Consider the following 18,004-nt stretch of genomic DNA (forward strand, 5'->3'; position numbering starts at 1 on the left):
AGTGCCGCGGGTCACAACACGTATCCACAAATCAATTTCAAACAACAAGCCGAGGTGAACTTTGTTTTCTAAAATAAGCAATTTTTTCCGAAGAGTTTTTAACAATAACGTTAAAGCTCTTTTTTCTTACCCATTAGGTTGACCGAAAACGTGGCGAAAGCTACAACGGTAACCGAACTCAGCGGCATGAGGATGGCTGCAATAATGGGTGATAAGTTACCCTGAACGGCAAACAAAATACCCACAATATTATAAAGGAATGAGATTAAAAACGAAAGCCATACAATGGTCATACTCGTTTTGGTAAACTGAATGAAGCGATGTAGCGAGGCAAATTTATCGGCTTGCAAAATCGCGTCACAGGCCGGCGTAAAATTGTAAATGTTGTCGGCAATAACCAGACCGACCTGGCTTTCGTTGAGTGCGCCGGCATCGTTCAGTCCGTCGCCAATCATCATTGCCGGCTTGCCATTTTGCTGCAGGTTCTGAATGTATTGGAGCTTGTCGGTGGGCGATTGATTAAAGTTGAGGCGGGTGTGATCTTTAAACAGCGGCACCAGGGTTTCACGTTCCGACTCGTTATCGCCACTAATCAAATGCAATTCATAGCTGGATTCCAAATTCGAAATGGTGTCTGGCAGCCCTTCGCGGTAGGTGTTTTCAAACTGGAAGTAACCCAGAATTTTATTTTCAATAAACACCCAAACCTGGGTTTTCAGTTCCTTGTTGCTCGACTGATCACCAGTGACAAAATATTTTGACCCCATGGTGATGGTTTTGTTGTTCACCTTTCCGGTGATTCCCATGGATGGAATTTCTTTGAAGTCTGCAAGCTCGAAAGCTTTGATATTTTTAAACGATTCGTAAATCGTTTTGCTCAAGGGGTGAGTGGAGTGAAACACCAGTGATTTGATCAATTGTCGCTGTTCATCCGATAGTGGTTCTCCCTTAAATTCAATGCGGGAAGACTGGGCGTGGGTGATGGTGCCGGTTTTATCGAAAACAACGGTTTTTATATGGTACAGCTTTTCAATGACCTCTGTATTTTTTAAGTAGAATCCTTTGCGTCCAAATTGGCGCATGGTACTTCCAAAGGTAAACGGAATGGTGAGTGCCAAAGCACAAGGGCAGGCAATAATCAATACCGATGTAAAGGCAAACAGTGCTTTTTGTGGGGCGGCGAAATTCCAGTAAATGGCCGAACTCAGGGCAATGCTAATAATGATGAGCGTAAAATATTGGCTTACTTTATTGATGGTGCTTGCCATGGGAGCTTCCTTGGCGCTCTGTTGCCCTTCCTGGTTCCAAAGTTGGGTGAGGTAGCTCTGTTCCACTTCTTTTTGTATTAGAAGTTCAATGGCGCTGCCTTGTTGCCGTCCTCCAGCAAAAACAAAATCCCCTGGGTTTTTACTTACCGGGATCGATTCGCCGGTAACAAAACTGTAGTCAATGTTGGCATTTCCTTTTTCGATGGTGGCATCGGCCGGAATAAGCTCTTGATTACGAACCAGAATCCGGTCGCCCGCTTTTAGCTCATTCAGCGGAATGGTGGTATTTCCTTCTAAACTTACTTTGGTGACCGCAACGGGGAAATACGATTTGTAGTTACGTTCAAAGGTCAGCGCTTCGTAGGTAATGCTTTGGTACCATTTGCCAATCAGCAGGAAGAAAACCAGGCCGGTTAGCGAATCAAAATAGCCAATCCCTTGGTCGGTAATTAGTTCAATCGAGCTCTGAACAAAAAGTGTAATCAAACCAAGAGCAATGGGCAGGTCGATGCTGATGATTTTTCGACGCAGACTTTTGTAGGCCGACAAAAAATAGTCGCTGGCACAGTAAAAAAGCACGGGCAGACTTAATAGGAAGCTGAGCCAGCCAAATACAATGCGAAATTCGGCTTCCAGACTTTCGCTGCCGGGCAGGTATTGTGGAAAGTGATATAGCATGGCATTCAAAAAACTGAATCCGGCAATCCCGATTTTAACGAGCAGGGTTTTGCTGCTTTTCCCTTTCTCATCTTTTTCCATGCTTTGCTGACTGATTTCGGGCACATAGTGAATCGATGCCAGCAGTTCAACCAGTTGGCGGAGGCTAATGTCTCCATCCCGAAAGGTGATGCTCACTTCTTTTTTCGGGAAATTAACCGACGATTGGATAATGCCCCAGTGAAGGGTATGTAGATTCTCGAGCAACCAAATGCACGAGGCACAATGGATGGAGGGAACGAAAAAACGCACCTTGGAAACCCCGGCATCTGAAAAATCGAGCAAGCGGTCTTGAATTTCCTTTAAGTCGAGGTAGGCGAATTTATCATCGGCGGGCAGTTGGTCGGTCTTTATTTTTATTCCGGGGGCGGTCTGAATTTGATAGTATTGCCCCATCTGCTTGTCATTCAGAAGCTGGTAAACCGTTTGGCAGCCTTGGCAACAAAAGGGCTTGTTGTCCCAAATAATTGGTGCTGGTCCGCAATCTTCTCCGCAGTGGATGCATGCTTGGTGATCTTGTTTCAAGGCAAAAGTTTTTAGTCGTTGATTTTAGTTATCAGTACAACACCGATCGCATTTAAAGGTTGAAAAAAAATAGGACAATCAAGCAGTTTTTTGCCCAGTCAATCATCGGTTTCTATAAAGTAATATAAAGATCATAAGTTCTATTTGTAGTGGAGTTAAGAGAGTTTTTGAAATAAAAGACAATATAACGATGTCGGCTTCAGTGAATTACATAATTGACGACATGGGAGTGTGTATTTTGCTGGTTGGTTTGCTCTGAATGGCTTAAATGAATTGAGTAGGAACTTGTTTGGGTTTTTGGTATTTTCGAGAGGTATTTCATTTGTTGAACAAAATAGGAAGTCGTTATGTCGAAAAACGTGTGGCCCGGATTGTGGCGTTTTTATTACGATGGATTTAAAAATATGAGTGGGTGGGGGAAACAAGTTTGGCTGATCATCCTGATCAAGCTCTTTATCCTGTTTTTTGTGCTGAGGTTGTTTTTCTTTCCCAACTTTCTGAATACCAATTTTGAAACGGATGAGGAGCGGGGGAATCATGTGCTGGAAAATTTAGTAGAACCGATAAAATAAATGATCATGTTAGAAACGATCGACTTATCATTAGTTAACTGGTCGCGGGCGCAATTTGCACTGACAGCCATGTACCATTGGATTTTTGTGCCGCTGACACTGGGATTGGCTGTGATTATTGCCATCATGGAAACCTTGTATGTGAAAACAGGCGATCCGCAGTGGAAGAAAATCACCAAATTTTGGATGACCTTATTTGGAATTAACTTTGCCATTGGCGTGGCCACCGGCATTATTCTGGAATTTGAATTTGGAACCAACTGGTCGAACTATTCCTGGTTTGTGGGCGATATTTTTGGAGCTCCTTTAGCCATCGAGGGCATTTTTGCCTTTTTCATGGAATCGACTTTCATCGCCGTCATGTTTTTTGGCTGGAACAAGGTTAGTAAAAAGGTTCACCTTACGGCTACCTGGCTGACGGCCTTTGGTGCCAGTTTGTCAGCGCTTTGGATATTGGTAGCTAATGCCTGGATGCAAAATCCGGTTGGTATGCAGTTTAACCCAGAGACCGTTCGGAATGAAATGGTTAACTTTTGGGAAGTGTTGTTTTCGCCAACAGCAATTTATAAGTTTTTACATACCATAACATCGGGTTTTGTGCTGGCTGGTGTTTTTGTTATTGGCATTTCTGCTTGGTTTTTATTAAAGAAGCGCGAAGTGGTATTTGCCCGGAAAAGTATTGTGGTGGCTGCCATTTTTGGAATCGTTTCGTCTATTTATCTGGCGTTTTCCGGCGATAGCTCAGCACGCGACATTGCCCAAAACCAGCCGATGAAGTTTGCAGCTTTTGAAGGCTTATACAATGGAAGTGAGGGAGCCGGATTGATCGCGATGGGATTTATGTCGACTAGCGAAACCGATCCTTCCAACGAAAACCTGCTGGATTTCAACATGAAACTTGAAATACCAAACATTCTTTCGTATATGGCTTACATGGACTGGAATGCTTTTGTTCCGGGGATTAACGACCTGATTAACGGGAATGAGAAATACGGTTACCTATCAGCCGATGAAAAAATTGAGCGGGGGAAAGTAGCCATGACTAAGTTGAAAGCTTTTAAAGATGCTGAAAATAAAGGCGATGAGCAGTTGGCCGCGCGCTTGAAGACGGAATTTATGGATCCCGATTTTCAGGAAAACTATTTCAGTTACTTTGGATATGGCTACCTCACGGATAAAAACATGCTCATTCCCAATGTGCCCTTGTCTTTTTATAGTTTTCATGTGATGGTGGGGCTTGGGTTTTACTTTATTGTGTTTTTCTGTTTGTCTTTATTTTATGCTCTCAAAGGAAAACTAGAGCAGAAAAGAACGTTCTTACGGCTCGCCATTTGGTCGATACCACTGGCCTATCTGGCATCGCAGGCCGGTTGGATTGTGGCTGAGGTGGGGCGCCAACCCTGGGTGATTCAAGACCTGATGCCGACAGTTGCTGCGGTAACGAAGATAAGCACCAGTGCGGTGCAAACCACCTTTTGGCTGTTTGCGACCATCTTCACACTCCTGCTTATAGCAGAATTAAAAATCATGTTTCGGCAAATAAAAATTGGACCTAAAATGGATGGAGGGCAGCACTAATGTTTGAAAATTTATCACATCTGGCTTTACAGCAATACTGGTGGGTGATTATCTCCCTGCTGGGCGCGTTTCTTGTTTTTTTATGCTTTGTGCAAGGCGGACAGACCTTACTTTATACCATCGGTAAAACGCCCAACGAACGTACCATGTTGGTCAATACGCTTGGGCGGAAATGGGAATTTACCTTTACCACGCTGGTAACTTTTGGCGGAGCTTTTTTTGCCTCTTTTCCACTTTTTTATGCCACCTCGTTTGGCGGAGCTTACTGGGTGTGGATCGCTATTTTATTGTTTTTTGTGATTCAGGCGGTTTCCTATGAGTTTCGGACCAAGCCCGCCAACTTGTTGGGAAGGAAAACTTACGAAGTGTTCTTATTTCTGAATGGTGCTTTTGGAACCATTTTGATTGGAACAGCCGTTGGTACTTTTTTCAATGGAGCGCAATTCAGCCTCAATGATATGAACAATGTCAACTGGGAAACGCCATACCGCGGGTTGGAAGCTGTATTGACTTTTCACAATGTGGCACTGGGCTTGTCCGTTTTCTTTCTGGCACGGGTGCTCGGAGCTCTGTACTTTATGAACTCGGTGGATAGCCCAATCGTTTTTGAACGTTCGAAAAGACAAGTGCTTGTAAATAGCGTACCCTTCTTGATATTCTTCCTGTATTTCTTAATTCGCTTGCTTCTGAAAGACGGTTTCGCGTACGACTCGGGTGCAGTGTTTATGGAAAAATACAAATACCTGAATAATCTGGTTGACATGCCGCTGGTGGCTGTTCTTTCGATACTGGGCGTGCTGGGTGTGCTTTATGGTATTGGTATTTCGCTGCTGCAAAGTCGGACATCGGGCATTTGGTTTGCTGGTGGCGGAACGGTACTTACCGTTTTTTCCTTATTTCTGATGGCAGGCCTGAATGGAACAGCTTTCTATCCGTCTGCTTTTTACCTGCAAGATTCGCTGACTATCGAAAATGCTTCATCCAGCCATTTCACCCTGACAATCATGAGCTATGTTTCTTTGGGTGTACCCCTTGTGATTGCTTACATTTGGTGGGTGTGGAAGGTGATGAATGCCAAAAAAATTGATGAGGCAGAAATGCAGGAGGAAGATTTACATGCGTATTAAGAATGGGCTAGGCATTGTTGGTGGCCGATCTTAATGACTTATTTTCAAGCTTGAATCATTTAGCCAGATAGCTAGTTATTATTTAATCATTTAAATGTTGATACTATGTACTGGAATTCAATTATATATTTAATTTCCTGGCCGGCCTTGATTTTATTATCGTACGTTTTGGTCAAGTGGGTAATCAAAAAATACACACCTATTCTGGAAACAGTAGAAGAGGACCTATCATCAAATTAGCATCTTCTGACTGGGGCATTTTTCTCGAAAAAGGTCTGTTTTGTAGGTACTATTTGCGATTTTTCAGTTGGCTTTTCTCATTGCCCCAAGGAGTTGTTTTTGCGGCATGATACTGTTTGCCATTTTCTTTTATTCGCTCAGTCGTATAGCCGGATGATGAAAATTTGTATGCTAAACAGTGAATGCGATGCTTGCAATAGCAGTGGTATCCAGCTGCTAGCGTGGGCTGGTTTGCTGGTTCTCCACGTCACCATTTCTATGTGGCCTCAAAATAGAAAGAGCAGGACGAGATCATTCTCTGTCAGACGCCACGAGAGCATAATAGAATAACGTCTATTCCTTGCGGATTAAGGTTTTCTTTACTTAGCCAACTTTCGGGGAATCAATTCGGCATGCAAGTAAATGATATCCTATATTTGTCGGGATTTTCCCAGTCAAGTTTGTTGCAACCATTATTAACGAAGAGAAATTGTCGAAAGAGTATGCTTGATCGATATAGTGATCAGTTAGTTAAGGTAGTGGGAGTAATTGTTAAACTCGGCAGGAAATTCTCATAGAAATTAGCAGCTAGAAAATGGATTTAAGACCAGTCTTGCATATTTTAATGCGAATCGTATTGATCACGGCCGTTTCGCTTCTGATGTGTGTGCCCGTAGCCTTGATTTATCATGAGCCGGTGTCCCCGTTTTTATATACTTCTCTTATCGCAACCGTCTTAGCTGCATGTGCCTACGGAGTCAGGGGGACACACGAGCTAACAACTTTTAAACGCCGGGAAGCTTATTTATCCGTTACTTTATCGTGGCTAGTTGTTTCGCTGATTGGTGCTTTGCTTTATTTATTTAGCGGGGCCATTCCCGGTATTACGGATGCTTTTTTCGAGTCGGTTTCCGGATTTACCACCACCGGATCGTCTATTTTAACCGATATTGAAAGTTTACCCAAGTCGGTTTTGTTTTGGCGAAGCATGACTCACTGGGTTGGCGGCTTGGGAATTATTGTTTTGGTCGTTATCATCATGCCTTCACTCAATATTGGCAGTTACAATTTATTTACGCTCGAGTCTTCTTTTCAGGAGAAAATTCATCCCAAAATCAGGTCGGTGGGGCGGCGGTTGTTATACATTTATTTGTCGCTCACCTTTATTGAAACGTTTTTTCTGCTTCTTGGAGGAATGAATCTGTACGAAAGCCTTTGCCATTCGTTTGGTACGGTGGCTACGGGGGGATTTTCACCCAAAAACACCAGCATTGGTGACTATTCGCCCTACATCCAATATGTTATTACCATTTTTATGCTTCTGGCCGGAACCAACTTTGTGGTTCACTATTACGCTGTGAAAGGGCAATTTCGAAAGATAAAGCAGAATGAAGAGTTGAGGTTTTACTACACGGTAACTTTTGTTGCCGGGATTCTCATTACGGCAATCTTGTTTTTTCAAACCGACCGCTCCTTAGAAACAGCCTTTCGTGAGTCTTTTTTCCAGGTTGCCTCCATCATTACCTGTACCGGCTTTGCAACAGCCGATTATTTACTCTGGCCATCGGTTGGCTGGGTAATTATCTTTTTCCTCATGTTTTTTGGTGGCAGCACTGGTTCCACTGCCGGAGGAATAAAAATGGCCCGCCATCTGGTTGCCCTAAAAAATGTCAAGCATCATTTTCGTATTCTGAATGCACCCAATGCCATTATTCCGCTGCGGATCAATTCGAAACCGGTAAGTGCGCAGGACAACAATGGCATCCTGACTTTTGTTTTATGGTATTTTATGCTTTTCTTGGGCGGAAGCCTGGTGATGGCCTGGCTGGGATCTGATGTGCCCACCTCTTTAAGTTCTGTGGCTACAGCCATGGGCGGAATTGGCCCTGGGCTGGGATCGGTTGGGCCTGCCGGTAATTTTGCACACTTGTCGGATAGCTCTAAATTCGTGCTCTGCGGAATGATGCTTCTGGGACGACTGGAAATCTACACCATGGTCATGCTCTTTACGCCTTGGTTCTGGAAGAACTAAAGGGATCGGCTCTCGAAATTTATAAATCTATGAAAATAGCAACTCTTAAGGTAAAGCAAAGAGGGCTTCGTTAATCTAATCTTGTGTAGATGAATAAAGGATTCTTAGATCTAATGGACTAATCACTCAGCGGGACTTCTTGATTAACCTGAGTACGATCTAGGGCTTAAGCATAAACCTCAATATTTCTTTGTTTAAATGAAAAGAGCTTGAAACTGATGGAATGCCATTGGAAACTGTCGAATACAATTGTTTACAACGACATCCAATGGGCTTCAACTGTCTTTATATAATGACGATTTAAATGCTGCCAGAAATCGAAAATAATAATCGTCTGATTATATATTGCACGAACATTGATTAAGCGTACCCCGTTGACTTAAGCAATCATTTTTTGAAGCAGGGAGATCAATATATAACCTGCGATAATCAAAGGGAGTGCATAAAAATGAAGCAAGACTGCCAGCACAAGGCACAAGGCGATAAATACAAAGCGTACCTCATTACCCGTCCATTTCAGGTGTTTGAATTTTAGTGAGAACATGGGAATTTCAGATAGCATCAGTGCTGAGAGTATAATCATGGCTGTTAGCAGGTTGAAGCGGTTTAAAATGATGTTGGTCACCACTTCATTTGATCCCAGTTCTAATATCAATCCCAGCGAAGCGTAGAAAATGGCATTGGCCGGAATGGGTAAGCCCAAAAAGCTTTCGGTTTGTCGGGTGTCAACATTGAATTTGGCCAGACGAAAAGCTCCGGAAATAGGAACTAGCAGCACCGAAAGCAAGAAAATCCATTGCAGGGAAGTGGCTTCAATTTCAAAGATGGCTTGATTCTTTCCAAATATGGCAAGTTCGAGCATGGTAAACAGCATGGCAGCCGGAGCCAACCCAAATGAAACAAGGTCGGACAATGAATCCATTTGTTTGCCAATTTCGGAATAACTATTGAGCAGTCGGGCAGCAAAGCCGTCCAAAAAGTCAAAAACAGAAGCGGCCAGAATGAATATGGCAGCCCAGCCCAGTTGTCCTTCGATACCAAAAAATACGGCTAAGCTGCCGGATGCCAGATTCAAGGCTGTGATGAAGTTGGGAACCCAGAAAAAAAGTTCGCTGATTCGTTTCATTATTTCAATTTTCCAATGATGGTTTGTGATCCGGTAACTTTTTCACCTAGCTTCACCTGGATGTCAGTATCCAGCGGAAGGTACAGGTCAACGCGGCTTCCAAAGCGGATGAAGCCCATTTCCATATCTTGCGTAACCACTTGCCCGACATGCAAGAAGTTTAAAATCCGTCGGGCCATGGCACCAGCTACCTGGTTGGCCATTATTTCGCGACCGTCTTTCATTTTTACAGCCATGCAGGTGCGTTCGTTTTCATCGGCCGACTTGTCTTTAAAGGCGGCGTAGAATTTACCTTTTCGGTGTTCCAGAAAACTAACGGTTCCCGGTACAGGAGCCCAGTTGATGTGTACGTTGAAAGGCGACATGAAAATGGAAACCTTCTTACAAGGCTTATTTAGATAGTCTTTTTCTTTACATTCTTCAATGACACAGATCGTTCCATCAGCTGGTGCAATAACATTTTTGTCATTGAGGGCAACCGTCCGGTTAGGGTAGCGGAAAAATTGCAAGACTAAAATTAAAACAACCAGTGTTGCCACTGAAATCACTGTGTTGATAATCAGACAGGAACTCAATAGCCAGGCAGCTAAATTCAATAAAAGAACGATCAGGATCGTGTTCCGAATGATCGATTTTCCCGCGGGATGAAATTTCATAATGTCAAGTATCAAATGTAATAATACACGTTTTAATTTCCGGGATGCAGCCTCCGGCGTTCACCTCCCGAATTAATTAGTGCAAAAGTAAGGAAATTAATTGTAGTCCCGTAAATCGAAGTGTTTTTAGCCCCTTTTTTATTGAATTTTGAGTATAGAATGAGCTTACTTTTTAGCTTTGCCGCTTGGGCTTAAACAAATAGCTTGAAGTACAGCACGACCGATGGTACCGCAAAAAACAGGCTGTCGAATCGATCCAGAATACCACCATGTCCGGGTAAAAAGTTACTACTGTCTTTCAGTTTGAATTGGCGTTTGAATAAGGATTCGGTCAGATCGCCAAAAGTTGCTGAAACGACGGTTATTGCTGCAAGGATTAACCAATGGTGCAAGGCAATTTCTGGAATGAAGTAGTGACCAATAAGTCCGGCGGCAACAAGAGCCAAGAAAGCTCCGCCAATCGCTCCTTCCCATGACTTTTTAGGAGAAATGCGCTCAAACAGGCGATTCTTGCCCAAGCTCATGCCAAACAGGTAAGCCCCCGAGTCATAGGTCCAGATAATGATAAAAAGAGCCAAAAGAAGGGATGGATTGTAGCTATGGTCAGCTTTAAATACCAACAGACTGATCATGCTTAGCGGTAGGGCGATGTAGATTAGCCCCAGGATACCCGCTGCCATATTCTCAAAAGGGAGCTGTTTTTTTCGATATAATTCAGCAATGAAAACTAATAGGAAAATCGGGATCAGACAATAAAAACTTTTGGGCGGAAAAATGCCTGCGCCAACCAAAAAGAAGGTGATAAAAAAAATGCAGCCAATGGCTGTTGCCAACAAGTGATTGGGTGATATATCCGCGTTTTTAAAGAAACTGAAGAATTCCTTTAGCCCGATAATGAGGATAAAAAGAAAGAGGATACCAAAGGTGTATTCACTTAGTAAAAGACTACCGATGACAACCCCTGTGAAAGCTATTCCGGTAAGTGTTCTGACAAAAAGGTTTTTCAACGTTTTAGCTTTTTGAGGATTTTTTCTGCGGCTTGTTGATCTTTTATGTTCACATAAAGTTCAATAAGTCCGATTGTTGGGATGACTGAGTCGTGCTGATTTAGCGTGAAAGATTCAATGTCGTTCTCATCCAGCAATTCTTTGGCAATCTGGATCTGATAATCCTGATCGGAAGAATAAACAATGATTAAATCCTTTTCCATGGTTGGGTTTTAAAACGGTTCGTCAGCTAAAAGTACGAATAATTTTTTTGGTCCGTGCATTCCCATGACCAATGTTTTTTCAATATCTGCCGTTCGACTTGGACCAGTAATGTTGGTGATCATGCTCGGAAGTCTATCCGGATACTTGGCGTCAAGTTGCTCTAGCGCATCATCAAGGAAGTTGACAAGCTGCCCCGTGTGGGCGACAACAATGTGGGTTTCAGGGAATACATGTAGACGCCGACCAGCCACAGAGGCTGAACTTACGAGGATTGATCCCAGGTGTGCAATCAGAAATTCGCAACTGGTAATGCCAACCCCAATGTTTTTTAAATCATGCAATGATTTTTCAAAAGGAAGCTGTCCGTCAAGTACCTTTTGCAAGTGTGGTTCCAAGCATATCAGGTTCGACAGATTTTCAGCTTGCACAAGCTTCTTTAATTCGGTCAGGGCTTCCTCCAGGTTCTTTACTTGCAGAACCTGTCCGCCAATCAGCTCAAGATTGTCTTTAAAGCTGTCTGTTGCCTGTTTTTCAAAATCCAGGTAGATAGGCGATTCAAAGTCGGGGCGGGCTTTTGCTTTCCCACCCCTTTTATTTTGAGCTTCTTTTAAGCGATTGAGTATGTTCTCTTTGGATGAACTCATACTAATTTGACTTAGGCTGATGTGGCTTGGTCAGTTGTTTCATCAGCTGGCTTTGCCGTGATAACGGTTTGCTTTTCAGCCGTTAGTTCTTCACGAACCCATGGACGTTTCCCGAAGATCTCTTCCAGATCTTCTCCGAAGATAACCTCTTTTTCGAGTAAGCGTTCGCCGAGTTTCCGGTGGCCTTCTGCGTTCTCTTTCAACACTTGAACGGCCCGCTGATATTGTGAGTCAATCAATACTTTAGCTTCGGCATCGATCAGTTCTGCGGTTTTTTCACTGTAAGGTTTGGTGAAGCCATACTCGTTTTGACCGCTTGAATCGTAAAAACTTACATTACCAACTTTCTCACTCATTCCAAAAATGCTGATCATGGCATAGGCCTGCTTGGTAATTTTCTCCAAGTCGTTTTGCGCACCAGAGGAGATGGTTCCAAAAATGATCTCTTCTGCTGCACGTCCGCCAAGTGCCGAGCACATTTCGTCCAGCAACTGTTCTTTGGTTGTTAATGAACGTTCTTCTGGTAAATACCAGGCAGCGCCCAGTGCTTTCCCACGCGGAACAATGGTTACTTTAACCAGCGGATGGGCGTGTTCAAGCAGCCAGCTAATTGTTGCGTGCCCGGCTTCGTGAAAGGCGATCCGTTGTTTTTCGTCTTTTGAAATGATTTTATTTTTCTTTTCCAGTCCACCAATGATTCGGTCAACGGCATCCAGAAAATCCTGACGGCCTACTTTGTCTTTATCTTTACGGGCGGCGATGAGTGCCGCCTCATTACATACGTTAGCGATATCAGCGCCTGAAAAACCAGGAGTTTGTTTGGCCAGGAAATTGGCATCGACATCGTCGGATAATTTGATCGGACGCAGGTGTACCTGAAAAATCTCCCGACGTTCGTTCAGATCGGGCAATTCAACATGAATCTGGCGGTCGAAGCGTCCGGCACGCATCAAGGCGCGGTCAAGCATATCAGCCCGGTTAGTCGCTGCTAAAATGATCACACCAGAGTTGGTATCAAAACCATCCATTTCGGTTAACAGCTGGTTCAGTGTGTTTTCTCTTTCATCGTTCGATCCCATGTTGGGGTTTCGTCCCCGGGCACGACCAATGGCATCAATTTCGTCAATAAAAACAATACAAGGGGCTTTTTCTTTCGCTTGCTTAAACAAGTCACGAACCCGTGATGCTCCTACACCGACGAACATTTCAACAAAATCGGAACCAGACATAGAGAAAAACGGAACATTCGCTTCGCCTGCAACGGCTTTGGCCAACAAGGTTTTTCCTGTTCCCGGAGGTCCTACAAGTAGAGCTCCCTTTGGGATTTTACCACCAAGCTTGGTGTATTTGGCCGGGCTTTTTAAGAAAGCCACAACTTCTTCAATTTCCTGTTTGGCCTCTGCCAATCCCGCAACATCTTTAAAGCTGGTGCTTACTCGCGAGTCTTTATCGAACACTTTGGCTTGCGATTTTCCAACGTTGAAAATATTCCCGGCACCTCCACCGCCTCCGGATCCTTTGCTCATGCGACGGAAAATCCACCACCAAATAGCAATAATGATCAGGAAGGGAAGAATCCAGCTGAGGAGTTCTCCAAAATAATCATGCACGGTTGAATATTCTACCGGAACCTTATCCGAATCGTTAAAGTTAGCTTGCGCTTCCTGAAGATTGCTCTCAAAGGTTTCAACTGAACCAATGGTATATACGAAGTGAGGACCAAATTTGGATGGAGCTCCAAATCCTGTATTTAACTTATCGGCATAGGCGTCATAGCTGTCTTCTTTCAGGTAGACCTGTGCTTCATCGCGGTTGACAACTACGATGCGTTTAATGTCATGGTTTACCAGCATGGTGTTTTTCACCTCGTTCCAGGTGGTTTTTACCGGCCCCCCTCCAAAACTGAAAAATTGGATGGCCAGAAAAATGATGATCACAATTCCGTAAATCCAGTAAGGGTTAAATTTTGGCGGTTTCCCCCCTGTCTTAAAATTCCCCAGGTTGGGCCGCTGTTTATTTTTGTTGTTATTTTCTGCCATTTCGTCTAATTTTCTGTTTGTATGTATTCGATGGCTGCATCAGCCCAAAGATTTTCCAAATCGTAAAACTTGCGTGATTCATGTTGAAAGATGTGTACCATGACATCAGCATAGTCCAATAGGATCCAGACTGAATTTTGGTAGCCGTCCTTGTGCCAAACTGTTTCTCCAACCATCTCTTCAACCGTATTCTCTACTGAACGAGCAATAGCGTCAACTTGTGTGGTGGAGTTTCCGTGGCAGATAATGAAATAATTACATTCTGAATGATTAATTTTTGTTAAGTCTATTTTTACAATGTCCATTCCCTTTATCCTCTGAATCCCTTCCAGAATGGCATCAGTTAATTGCTTACTATTGTTTCCTATTGGTGTTTTTTGCATAGATTTTATTTAGAACTACAAAGATAAATTTTTTCACTTATTTTGATGGAAATACTTTCATCTGATTCAATGTGTTTATGTCAGCGTCCTTTTTTATAAAGTTTAATGATTTTTGTTTATTCTTGAATTCTGGTTTTAACATCAAAATTTCTCTGTTTAAAGTGTGCTGAAATGGCCATGAAGACATAAACACAACAAGATCATTATTGTTTTTTTAGCTGTAAATAACAGCTGTTCTGTTCGAACGATTAAAGATAAACACTTGAATCAAAAAAAAATAGTTTATTGTGAGCTTATTAATACTTAAAACGCATGGGTCAACATATCGGTCAATCTATTAAAACAATTGAACGCACAGCAAGTACCAATAACTATGCCACCAGTCAAGTGCGTGAGAATGACATAGAAACGGGGACTGTCTTTTTGGCATACGATCAAACGGCAGGCCGTGGGCAGCTTGAAAGTCGTTGGGAGAGTGAAGCCGGCAAGAACCTGACATTCTCGCTTGTACTGCGTCCGGCCTTTCTGGAGATTTATAAACAGTATATGCTTTCGAAGGCAGTTTGCCTTGGCTTGGAGCGTTTTTTAAGTTCCTGTACCGAAGGGGTTAAGATAAAATGGCCTAATGATATTTATGTGCACGACCGGAAGGTATGTGGTATGCTGATTGAAAACTCCATTATGAGCGGGCAACTCAGCCAGTCCATCATTGGTATTGGGTTGAACGTGAATCAAACCGTTTTTCTGTCTGATGCGCCGAACCCCGTTTCATTAAAAATGGTTACCGGAAATGAGTATCCACTGGAGGCAACGCTGCAAGAGCTTTTAACGCACCTCGACTATTATTATCAGCAACTGGTTCAGGGGCAGTTTGATGAGTTGGATGAGGAATTCGAACAAAAGCTTTACCGACTGGAAGAGTGGCATCCTTTTCAGGATGAAAACCACCATTATACCGGCAAAATCATTGGGGTAAATGACATTGGACAGCTCCGAATCGAAGAAAAAGATGGTCCCATTCATGAATATCATTTCAAAGAGGTGAGCTATTTGTAAGGGGCGTTTTGTTTCGGTTGAAAATCAGGTGATAAGGTAATCAAAACCAATAACGATGAATGAACTGTTGCTCCTTGCTGGAATTGTTTTTGCCATTCTTTTACTGTTGTTTCTTGTTCTGAAGTTAAAAATCCATGCCTTTATTTCTTTGTTGATTGTCAGCCTGCTTGTTGGCCTCGTAACCGGAATGGATTTTTCCCTGATTATTAAAAGTATGCAGGATGGTATGGGGAATACCTTGGGGTTTGTAGCGACGGTGGTGGGGCTAGGGGCCATTTTTGGACAGATGCTTGAAGCTTCTGGTGGTGCCGAATCGATTGCTCAAAGTTTATTGAAATATTTTGGCGAGAAACGAGCTTCTTGGGCTTTGATGCTAACCGGGTTTATTGTTGCCATTCCGGTTTTTCTTGATGTGGGCTTTATCATCCTTATTCCGATCATTTATGAGCTGACTAAGCAGGCTAAGCGGTCAGTATTGTATTATGCTATTCCTTTGCTGGCAGGACTGGCTGTTACTCATGCCTTTATTCCTCCCACACCCGGGCCGGTTGCTGTGGCCGAAATTCTGGATGTTCAGCTGGGGTGGATCATTGTCATGGGCTTTATTGTTGGGGTGCCAACCGCCATTATTGCCGGCCCTGTTTTTGGGCGTTACATCAGCCGAAAAATTAAGATTAAGGCTCCGGATTTTTTTTCAGAACGGAAACCGGAAAATGAACAGGGAGGACTTCCCTCGTTTAGGACCATCCTGTTAATCATTGCCTTGCCTTTGCTTCTCATTGTGGCTAGTTCGATGGCTGAAGTGCTCCATGATAAAGCGATTCTTAAAAATGAGCAGGTGTATCAAACCATTGGCTTGCTGGGGCATCCGTTTACTGCGTTGATTATTTCGACCCTGCTGGCTATCTATGTATTGGGGATTAAGCGAGGGTTCAACAAAGACCAGATCATGAGGTTGTCGAACAAAGCGCTGGGGCCTGCCGGCCTGATTATTCTGGTGACAGGTGCGGGTGGCGTTTTTAAGCAAATTTTAATTGATAGCGGTGTGGGAGCAATGTTGGCCGAACGGCTGGCCGAATCAGCTATGCCTCCTATTGTGCTGGCTTATTTGATTGCAGTGGTGGTCCGTGTGGTTCAAGGGTCGGCAACGGTGTCGATGATTACTGCAGCCGGAATTATGGCACCCTTGATTACGTTTTTTGATCTGTCGCAGATCGACAAAGCCTTACTTGTTTTAGCCATCGCTGCCGGATCAACGATTCTGTCACATGTTAATGACAGTGGTTTTTGGTTGGTTGGGAAATATCTGGGAATGAATGAAAAGGAAACTCTTCGTTCGTGGACCGTGATGGAAACCATCATTTCGGTGGTGGGGTTTACTTTTGTGTTGCTGCTGAGCTATGTGGTGTGAGTCTTATTTTCGAAGACAAAAAACACCAAAAGCATTTACAGACAAGCCTTTTGGTGTTTCTGTTATTTTCTCCCCAATAACCCATTTCTAGAAGTCAATTTTGTATTCCAATGCCAAGATATTGGTATGGCCGTCTTTAAGTGGATAAGTATGTAAGAGATAGTCGAGTTCTACTTTATGCTTTTTGTTGATTTTATAGGCAGCCCCGAGGATGTATCTTATTTTGTTGATTTCCTTGTTTTCCAGCTGGTGAAAAAATTCAACTCCAACGGCAGGGGTGAGTTTCATGTTCGGAATGTCATATTCTGATTTTAAGCGGTAGCGCAGGGTGGCGTCATTAAACCCTTCGTTGTTATCCAGCTCGTCGTAGTTGGTATAGCGGGTGCGCAAGGCAAACTCCAGTCGGTTGATCTCATACTTTCCGGTCAAGTCAAAAGCAATGCGATGAAAATATTCTGTAGACTTGGTTTTTCGCTCATTAACCAGGTAGCGGTAGTTTCCACTCACTTCCAAAAAGTTGAAAAGATCGTATTTCACGCCGGTTTCCAGGAAGTATTCATCTACTCCATCTTTGTTGGCGAAGCGGATTTGTGGAGAAAGATATGCTTTAAATTTATCTCCAAAGTCTTTTGTCAACTCCAGGGAGGCCCAGGTGTTCCATTCAGAGGCTTGGGCATACGAACGATTCGTTGAAAAGAAGAGCAGACTCAGGCAAGCGATAGCCAAAACAGCTTTGAAATGTTTTTCGCGAATGATCATTATTGTTTTATTTGGTAGCGTGAGTTTTCAATCGGATCAAAATAAATGGTGATGTTGGCAATATCTCGAAGAAAATCAATTTTATTGATTTCATAGCGTTTGATTTCAATTCCGGTTCGCTCCCGCAAATCGTTGATTAGTTCTTCTTCTTTCAAACGGTGGATGTTTTCAATTCGCTCATAGCGGATTTCAAGCGAGTACTCCTGTCGAAGCATCAGAATCCGCTCTAAAAAATACAGGCCGCCAACAAGCACGCCATTGGTAACCACCAATTCGATGTAACTGACTTTTTTGTTAGCCAGTGCGTTAATGACCGAAACGCCAATGACTACAAACAAGTAGGTCATTTCCTTGATGGGAATAGGGTCGGTGCGGTAGCGAATGATGCCAAAGATGGCAAACAGGCCCAAGGCGAAGCCCAGCTCCAGTTTTACACTTTCGAGCAGAAAACAGAGCAGAAAAACGGTGATGCCCACGGCAAAGTAGCTGAAAAAGAAATCTTTTCGTTTGCTGTTTCGGGCGTAGAGGTACCGAATGATAAGCAACAGAACAAACCCGTTGAAAAGAAATCGGACCAGTAACTCGATAAAATCTTCAACATTGATGAGCTTGATGTCGAGAAAGCGGATTTCTTCAATCCATTCAATTAGCTGTGCTGATAATAAGACCGATGATAGCATA

16 protein-coding genes are annotated in these 18,004 nt (G+C 43.3%); 6 read left to right on the plus strand and 10 right to left on the minus strand.

Going from position 1 to position 18,004, the window contains the following annotated elements; all coding sequences use genetic code 11:
- Nucleotides 1-110 precede the first annotated feature (110 nt).
- Nucleotides 111-2,510 carry a heavy metal translocating P-type ATPase gene (locus ACUNWA_RS15930; protein ID WP_445592918.1) on the minus strand — a complete coding sequence of 800 codons (2,400 nt, stop codon included), beginning with the start codon at nt 2,508-2,510 and terminating at the stop codon, nt 111-113.
- Nucleotides 2,511-2,857: 347 nt separating this feature from the next.
- On the opposite strand from ACUNWA_RS15930, the gene ACUNWA_RS15935 reads away from it, so the two are divergent.
- The 4 genes from ACUNWA_RS15935 to ACUNWA_RS15950 all read left to right on the plus strand — a co-directional run bounded on the left by ACUNWA_RS15935 (nt 2,858) and on the right by ACUNWA_RS15950 (nt 8,038).
- Nucleotides 2,858-3,082 (plus strand): DUF4492 domain-containing protein, encoded by a 225-nt coding sequence (locus ACUNWA_RS15935; RefSeq protein WP_445592919.1) that lies wholly within the window; start codon nt 2,858-2,860, stop codon nt 3,080-3,082.
- A gap of 6 nt (nt 3,083-3,088) precedes the next feature.
- Nucleotides 3,089-4,660 carry a cytochrome ubiquinol oxidase subunit I gene (locus ACUNWA_RS15940; RefSeq protein WP_445592920.1) on the plus strand — a complete coding sequence of 524 codons (1,572 nt, stop codon included), beginning with the start codon at nt 3,089-3,091 and terminating at the stop codon, nt 4,658-4,660.
- Nucleotides 4,660-5,787, plus strand: a complete 1,128-nt coding sequence (locus ACUNWA_RS15945) for a cytochrome d ubiquinol oxidase subunit II (RefSeq protein ID WP_445592921.1) — start codon at nt 4,660-4,662, stop codon at nt 5,785-5,787. Before ACUNWA_RS15940 ends, ACUNWA_RS15945 begins: the two co-directional genes overlap by 1 nt.
- 814 nt (nt 5,788-6,601) lie before the next feature.
- On the plus strand, nt 6,602-8,038 hold the full coding sequence (locus ACUNWA_RS15950; protein WP_445592922.1) for a TrkH family potassium uptake protein: 1,437 nt from the start codon (nt 6,602-6,604) through the stop codon (nt 8,036-8,038).
- A 379-nt stretch (nt 8,039-8,417) separates the two neighbouring features.
- On the opposite strand, the gene ACUNWA_RS15955 is transcribed toward ACUNWA_RS15950, so the two are convergent.
- From ACUNWA_RS15955 to rsfS, 7 genes are all read right to left on the minus strand, one after another.
- Nucleotides 8,418-9,164 carry a CDP-alcohol phosphatidyltransferase family protein gene (locus ACUNWA_RS15955; RefSeq protein ID WP_445592923.1) on the minus strand — a complete coding sequence of 249 codons (747 nt, stop codon included), beginning with the start codon at nt 9,162-9,164 and terminating at the stop codon, nt 8,418-8,420.
- Nucleotides 9,164-9,820: a phosphatidylserine decarboxylase family protein gene (locus ACUNWA_RS15960; RefSeq protein ID WP_445592924.1), complete on the minus strand. Its 657-nt coding sequence runs from the start codon at nt 9,818-9,820 to the stop codon at nt 9,164-9,166. Before ACUNWA_RS15960 ends, ACUNWA_RS15955 begins: the two co-directional genes overlap by 1 nt.
- Before the next feature lie 191 nt (nt 9,821-10,011).
- Nucleotides 10,012-10,827: a phosphatidate cytidylyltransferase gene (locus ACUNWA_RS15965; protein ID WP_445592925.1), complete on the minus strand. Its 816-nt coding sequence runs from the start codon at nt 10,825-10,827 to the stop codon at nt 10,012-10,014.
- Nucleotides 10,824-11,030 carry a putative signal transducing protein gene (locus ACUNWA_RS15970; protein ID WP_445592926.1) on the minus strand — a complete coding sequence of 69 codons (207 nt, stop codon included), beginning with the start codon at nt 11,028-11,030 and terminating at the stop codon, nt 10,824-10,826. The genes ACUNWA_RS15965 and ACUNWA_RS15970 overlap by 4 nt, the downstream gene beginning before the upstream one ends.
- A 9-nt stretch (nt 11,031-11,039) precedes the next feature.
- A complete protein-coding gene (locus tag ACUNWA_RS15975) occupies nt 11,040-11,675 on the minus strand; it encodes a LutC/YkgG family protein (protein ID WP_445592927.1) in 636 nt (211 codons plus the stop codon).
- Nucleotides 11,676-11,686: 11 nt separating this feature from the next.
- Nucleotides 11,687-13,714: an ATP-dependent zinc metalloprotease FtsH gene (gene ftsH / locus ACUNWA_RS15980; RefSeq protein ID WP_445592928.1), complete on the minus strand. Its 2,028-nt coding sequence runs from the start codon at nt 13,712-13,714 to the stop codon at nt 11,687-11,689.
- Nucleotides 13,715-13,719: 5 nt separating this feature from the next.
- Entirely contained in the window at nt 13,720-14,097 is a 378-nt protein-coding gene (rsfS, locus tag ACUNWA_RS15985; protein ID WP_445592929.1) for a ribosome silencing factor, read from the minus strand.
- 312 nt (nt 14,098-14,409) lie between these two features.
- Between rsfS and ACUNWA_RS15990 the strand changes: the two genes are divergently transcribed.
- Nucleotides 14,410-15,153 (plus strand): biotin--[acetyl-CoA-carboxylase] ligase, encoded by a 744-nt coding sequence (locus ACUNWA_RS15990; RefSeq protein ID WP_445592930.1) that lies wholly within the window; start codon nt 14,410-14,412, stop codon nt 15,151-15,153.
- 55 nt (nt 15,154-15,208) lie between these two features.
- The gene (locus tag ACUNWA_RS15995; protein ID WP_445592931.1) at nt 15,209-16,564 is read left to right on the plus strand and encodes a GntT/GntP/DsdX family permease; all 1,356 of its coding nucleotides are present in this window, start codon (nt 15,209-15,211) and stop codon (nt 16,562-16,564) included.
- Between the two features lie 87 nt (nt 16,565-16,651).
- On the opposite strand, the gene ACUNWA_RS16000 is transcribed toward ACUNWA_RS15995, so the two are convergent.
- Nucleotides 16,652-17,323 carry a DUF2490 domain-containing protein gene (locus tag ACUNWA_RS16000; RefSeq protein ID WP_445592932.1) on the minus strand — a complete coding sequence of 224 codons (672 nt, stop codon included), beginning with the start codon at nt 17,321-17,323 and terminating at the stop codon, nt 16,652-16,654.
- Nucleotides 17,323-18,003: a DUF4956 domain-containing protein gene (locus ACUNWA_RS16005; protein ID WP_445592933.1), complete on the minus strand. Its 681-nt coding sequence runs from the start codon at nt 18,001-18,003 to the stop codon at nt 17,323-17,325. Before ACUNWA_RS16005 ends, ACUNWA_RS16000 begins: the two co-directional genes overlap by 1 nt.
- Nucleotide 18,004 lies beyond the last annotated feature (1 nt).

The sequence above is a fragment of the Sunxiuqinia sp. sy24 genome (genome assembly GCF_052677165.1).

Coding starts and splice junctions, on each gene's coding strand:
- ACUNWA_RS15935 (WP_445592919.1), top strand. CDS start 2,858: ATGTCGAAAAACGTGTGGCCCGGATTGTGGCGTTTTTATTACGATGGA.
- ACUNWA_RS15945 (WP_445592921.1), top strand. CDS start 4,660: ATGTTTGAAAATTTATCACATCTGGCTTTACAGCAATACTGGTGGGTG.
- ACUNWA_RS15970 (WP_445592926.1), bottom strand. CDS start 11,030: ATGGAAAAGGATTTAATCATTGTTTATTCTTCCGATCAGGATTATCAG.
- ACUNWA_RS15940 (WP_445592920.1), top strand. CDS start 3,089: ATGTTAGAAACGATCGACTTATCATTAGTTAACTGGTCGCGGGCGCAA.
- ftsH (WP_445592928.1), bottom strand. CDS start 13,714: ATGGCAGAAAATAACAACAAAAATAAACAGCGGCCCAACCTGGGGAAT.
- ACUNWA_RS15950 (WP_445592922.1), top strand. CDS start 6,602: ATGGATTTAAGACCAGTCTTGCATATTTTAATGCGAATCGTATTGATC.
- ACUNWA_RS16000 (WP_445592932.1), bottom strand. CDS start 17,323: ATGATCATTCGCGAAAAACATTTCAAAGCTGTTTTGGCTATCGCTTGC.
- ACUNWA_RS16005 (WP_445592933.1), bottom strand. CDS start 18,003: ATGCTATCATCGGTCTTATTATCAGCACAGCTAATTGAATGGATTGAA.
- ACUNWA_RS15975 (WP_445592927.1), bottom strand. CDS start 11,675: ATGAGTTCATCCAAAGAGAACATACTCAATCGCTTAAAAGAAGCTCAA.
- ACUNWA_RS15995 (WP_445592931.1), top strand. CDS start 15,209: ATGAATGAACTGTTGCTCCTTGCTGGAATTGTTTTTGCCATTCTTTTA.
- ACUNWA_RS15955 (WP_445592923.1), bottom strand. CDS start 9,164: ATGAAACGAATCAGCGAACTTTTTTTCTGGGTTCCCAACTTCATCACA.
- rsfS (WP_445592929.1), bottom strand. CDS start 14,097: ATGCAAAAAACACCAATAGGAAACAATAGTAAGCAATTAACTGATGCC.
- ACUNWA_RS15990 (WP_445592930.1), top strand. CDS start 14,410: ATGGGTCAACATATCGGTCAATCTATTAAAACAATTGAACGCACAGCA.
- ACUNWA_RS15960 (WP_445592924.1), bottom strand. CDS start 9,820: ATGAAATTTCATCCCGCGGGAAAATCGATCATTCGGAACACGATCCTG.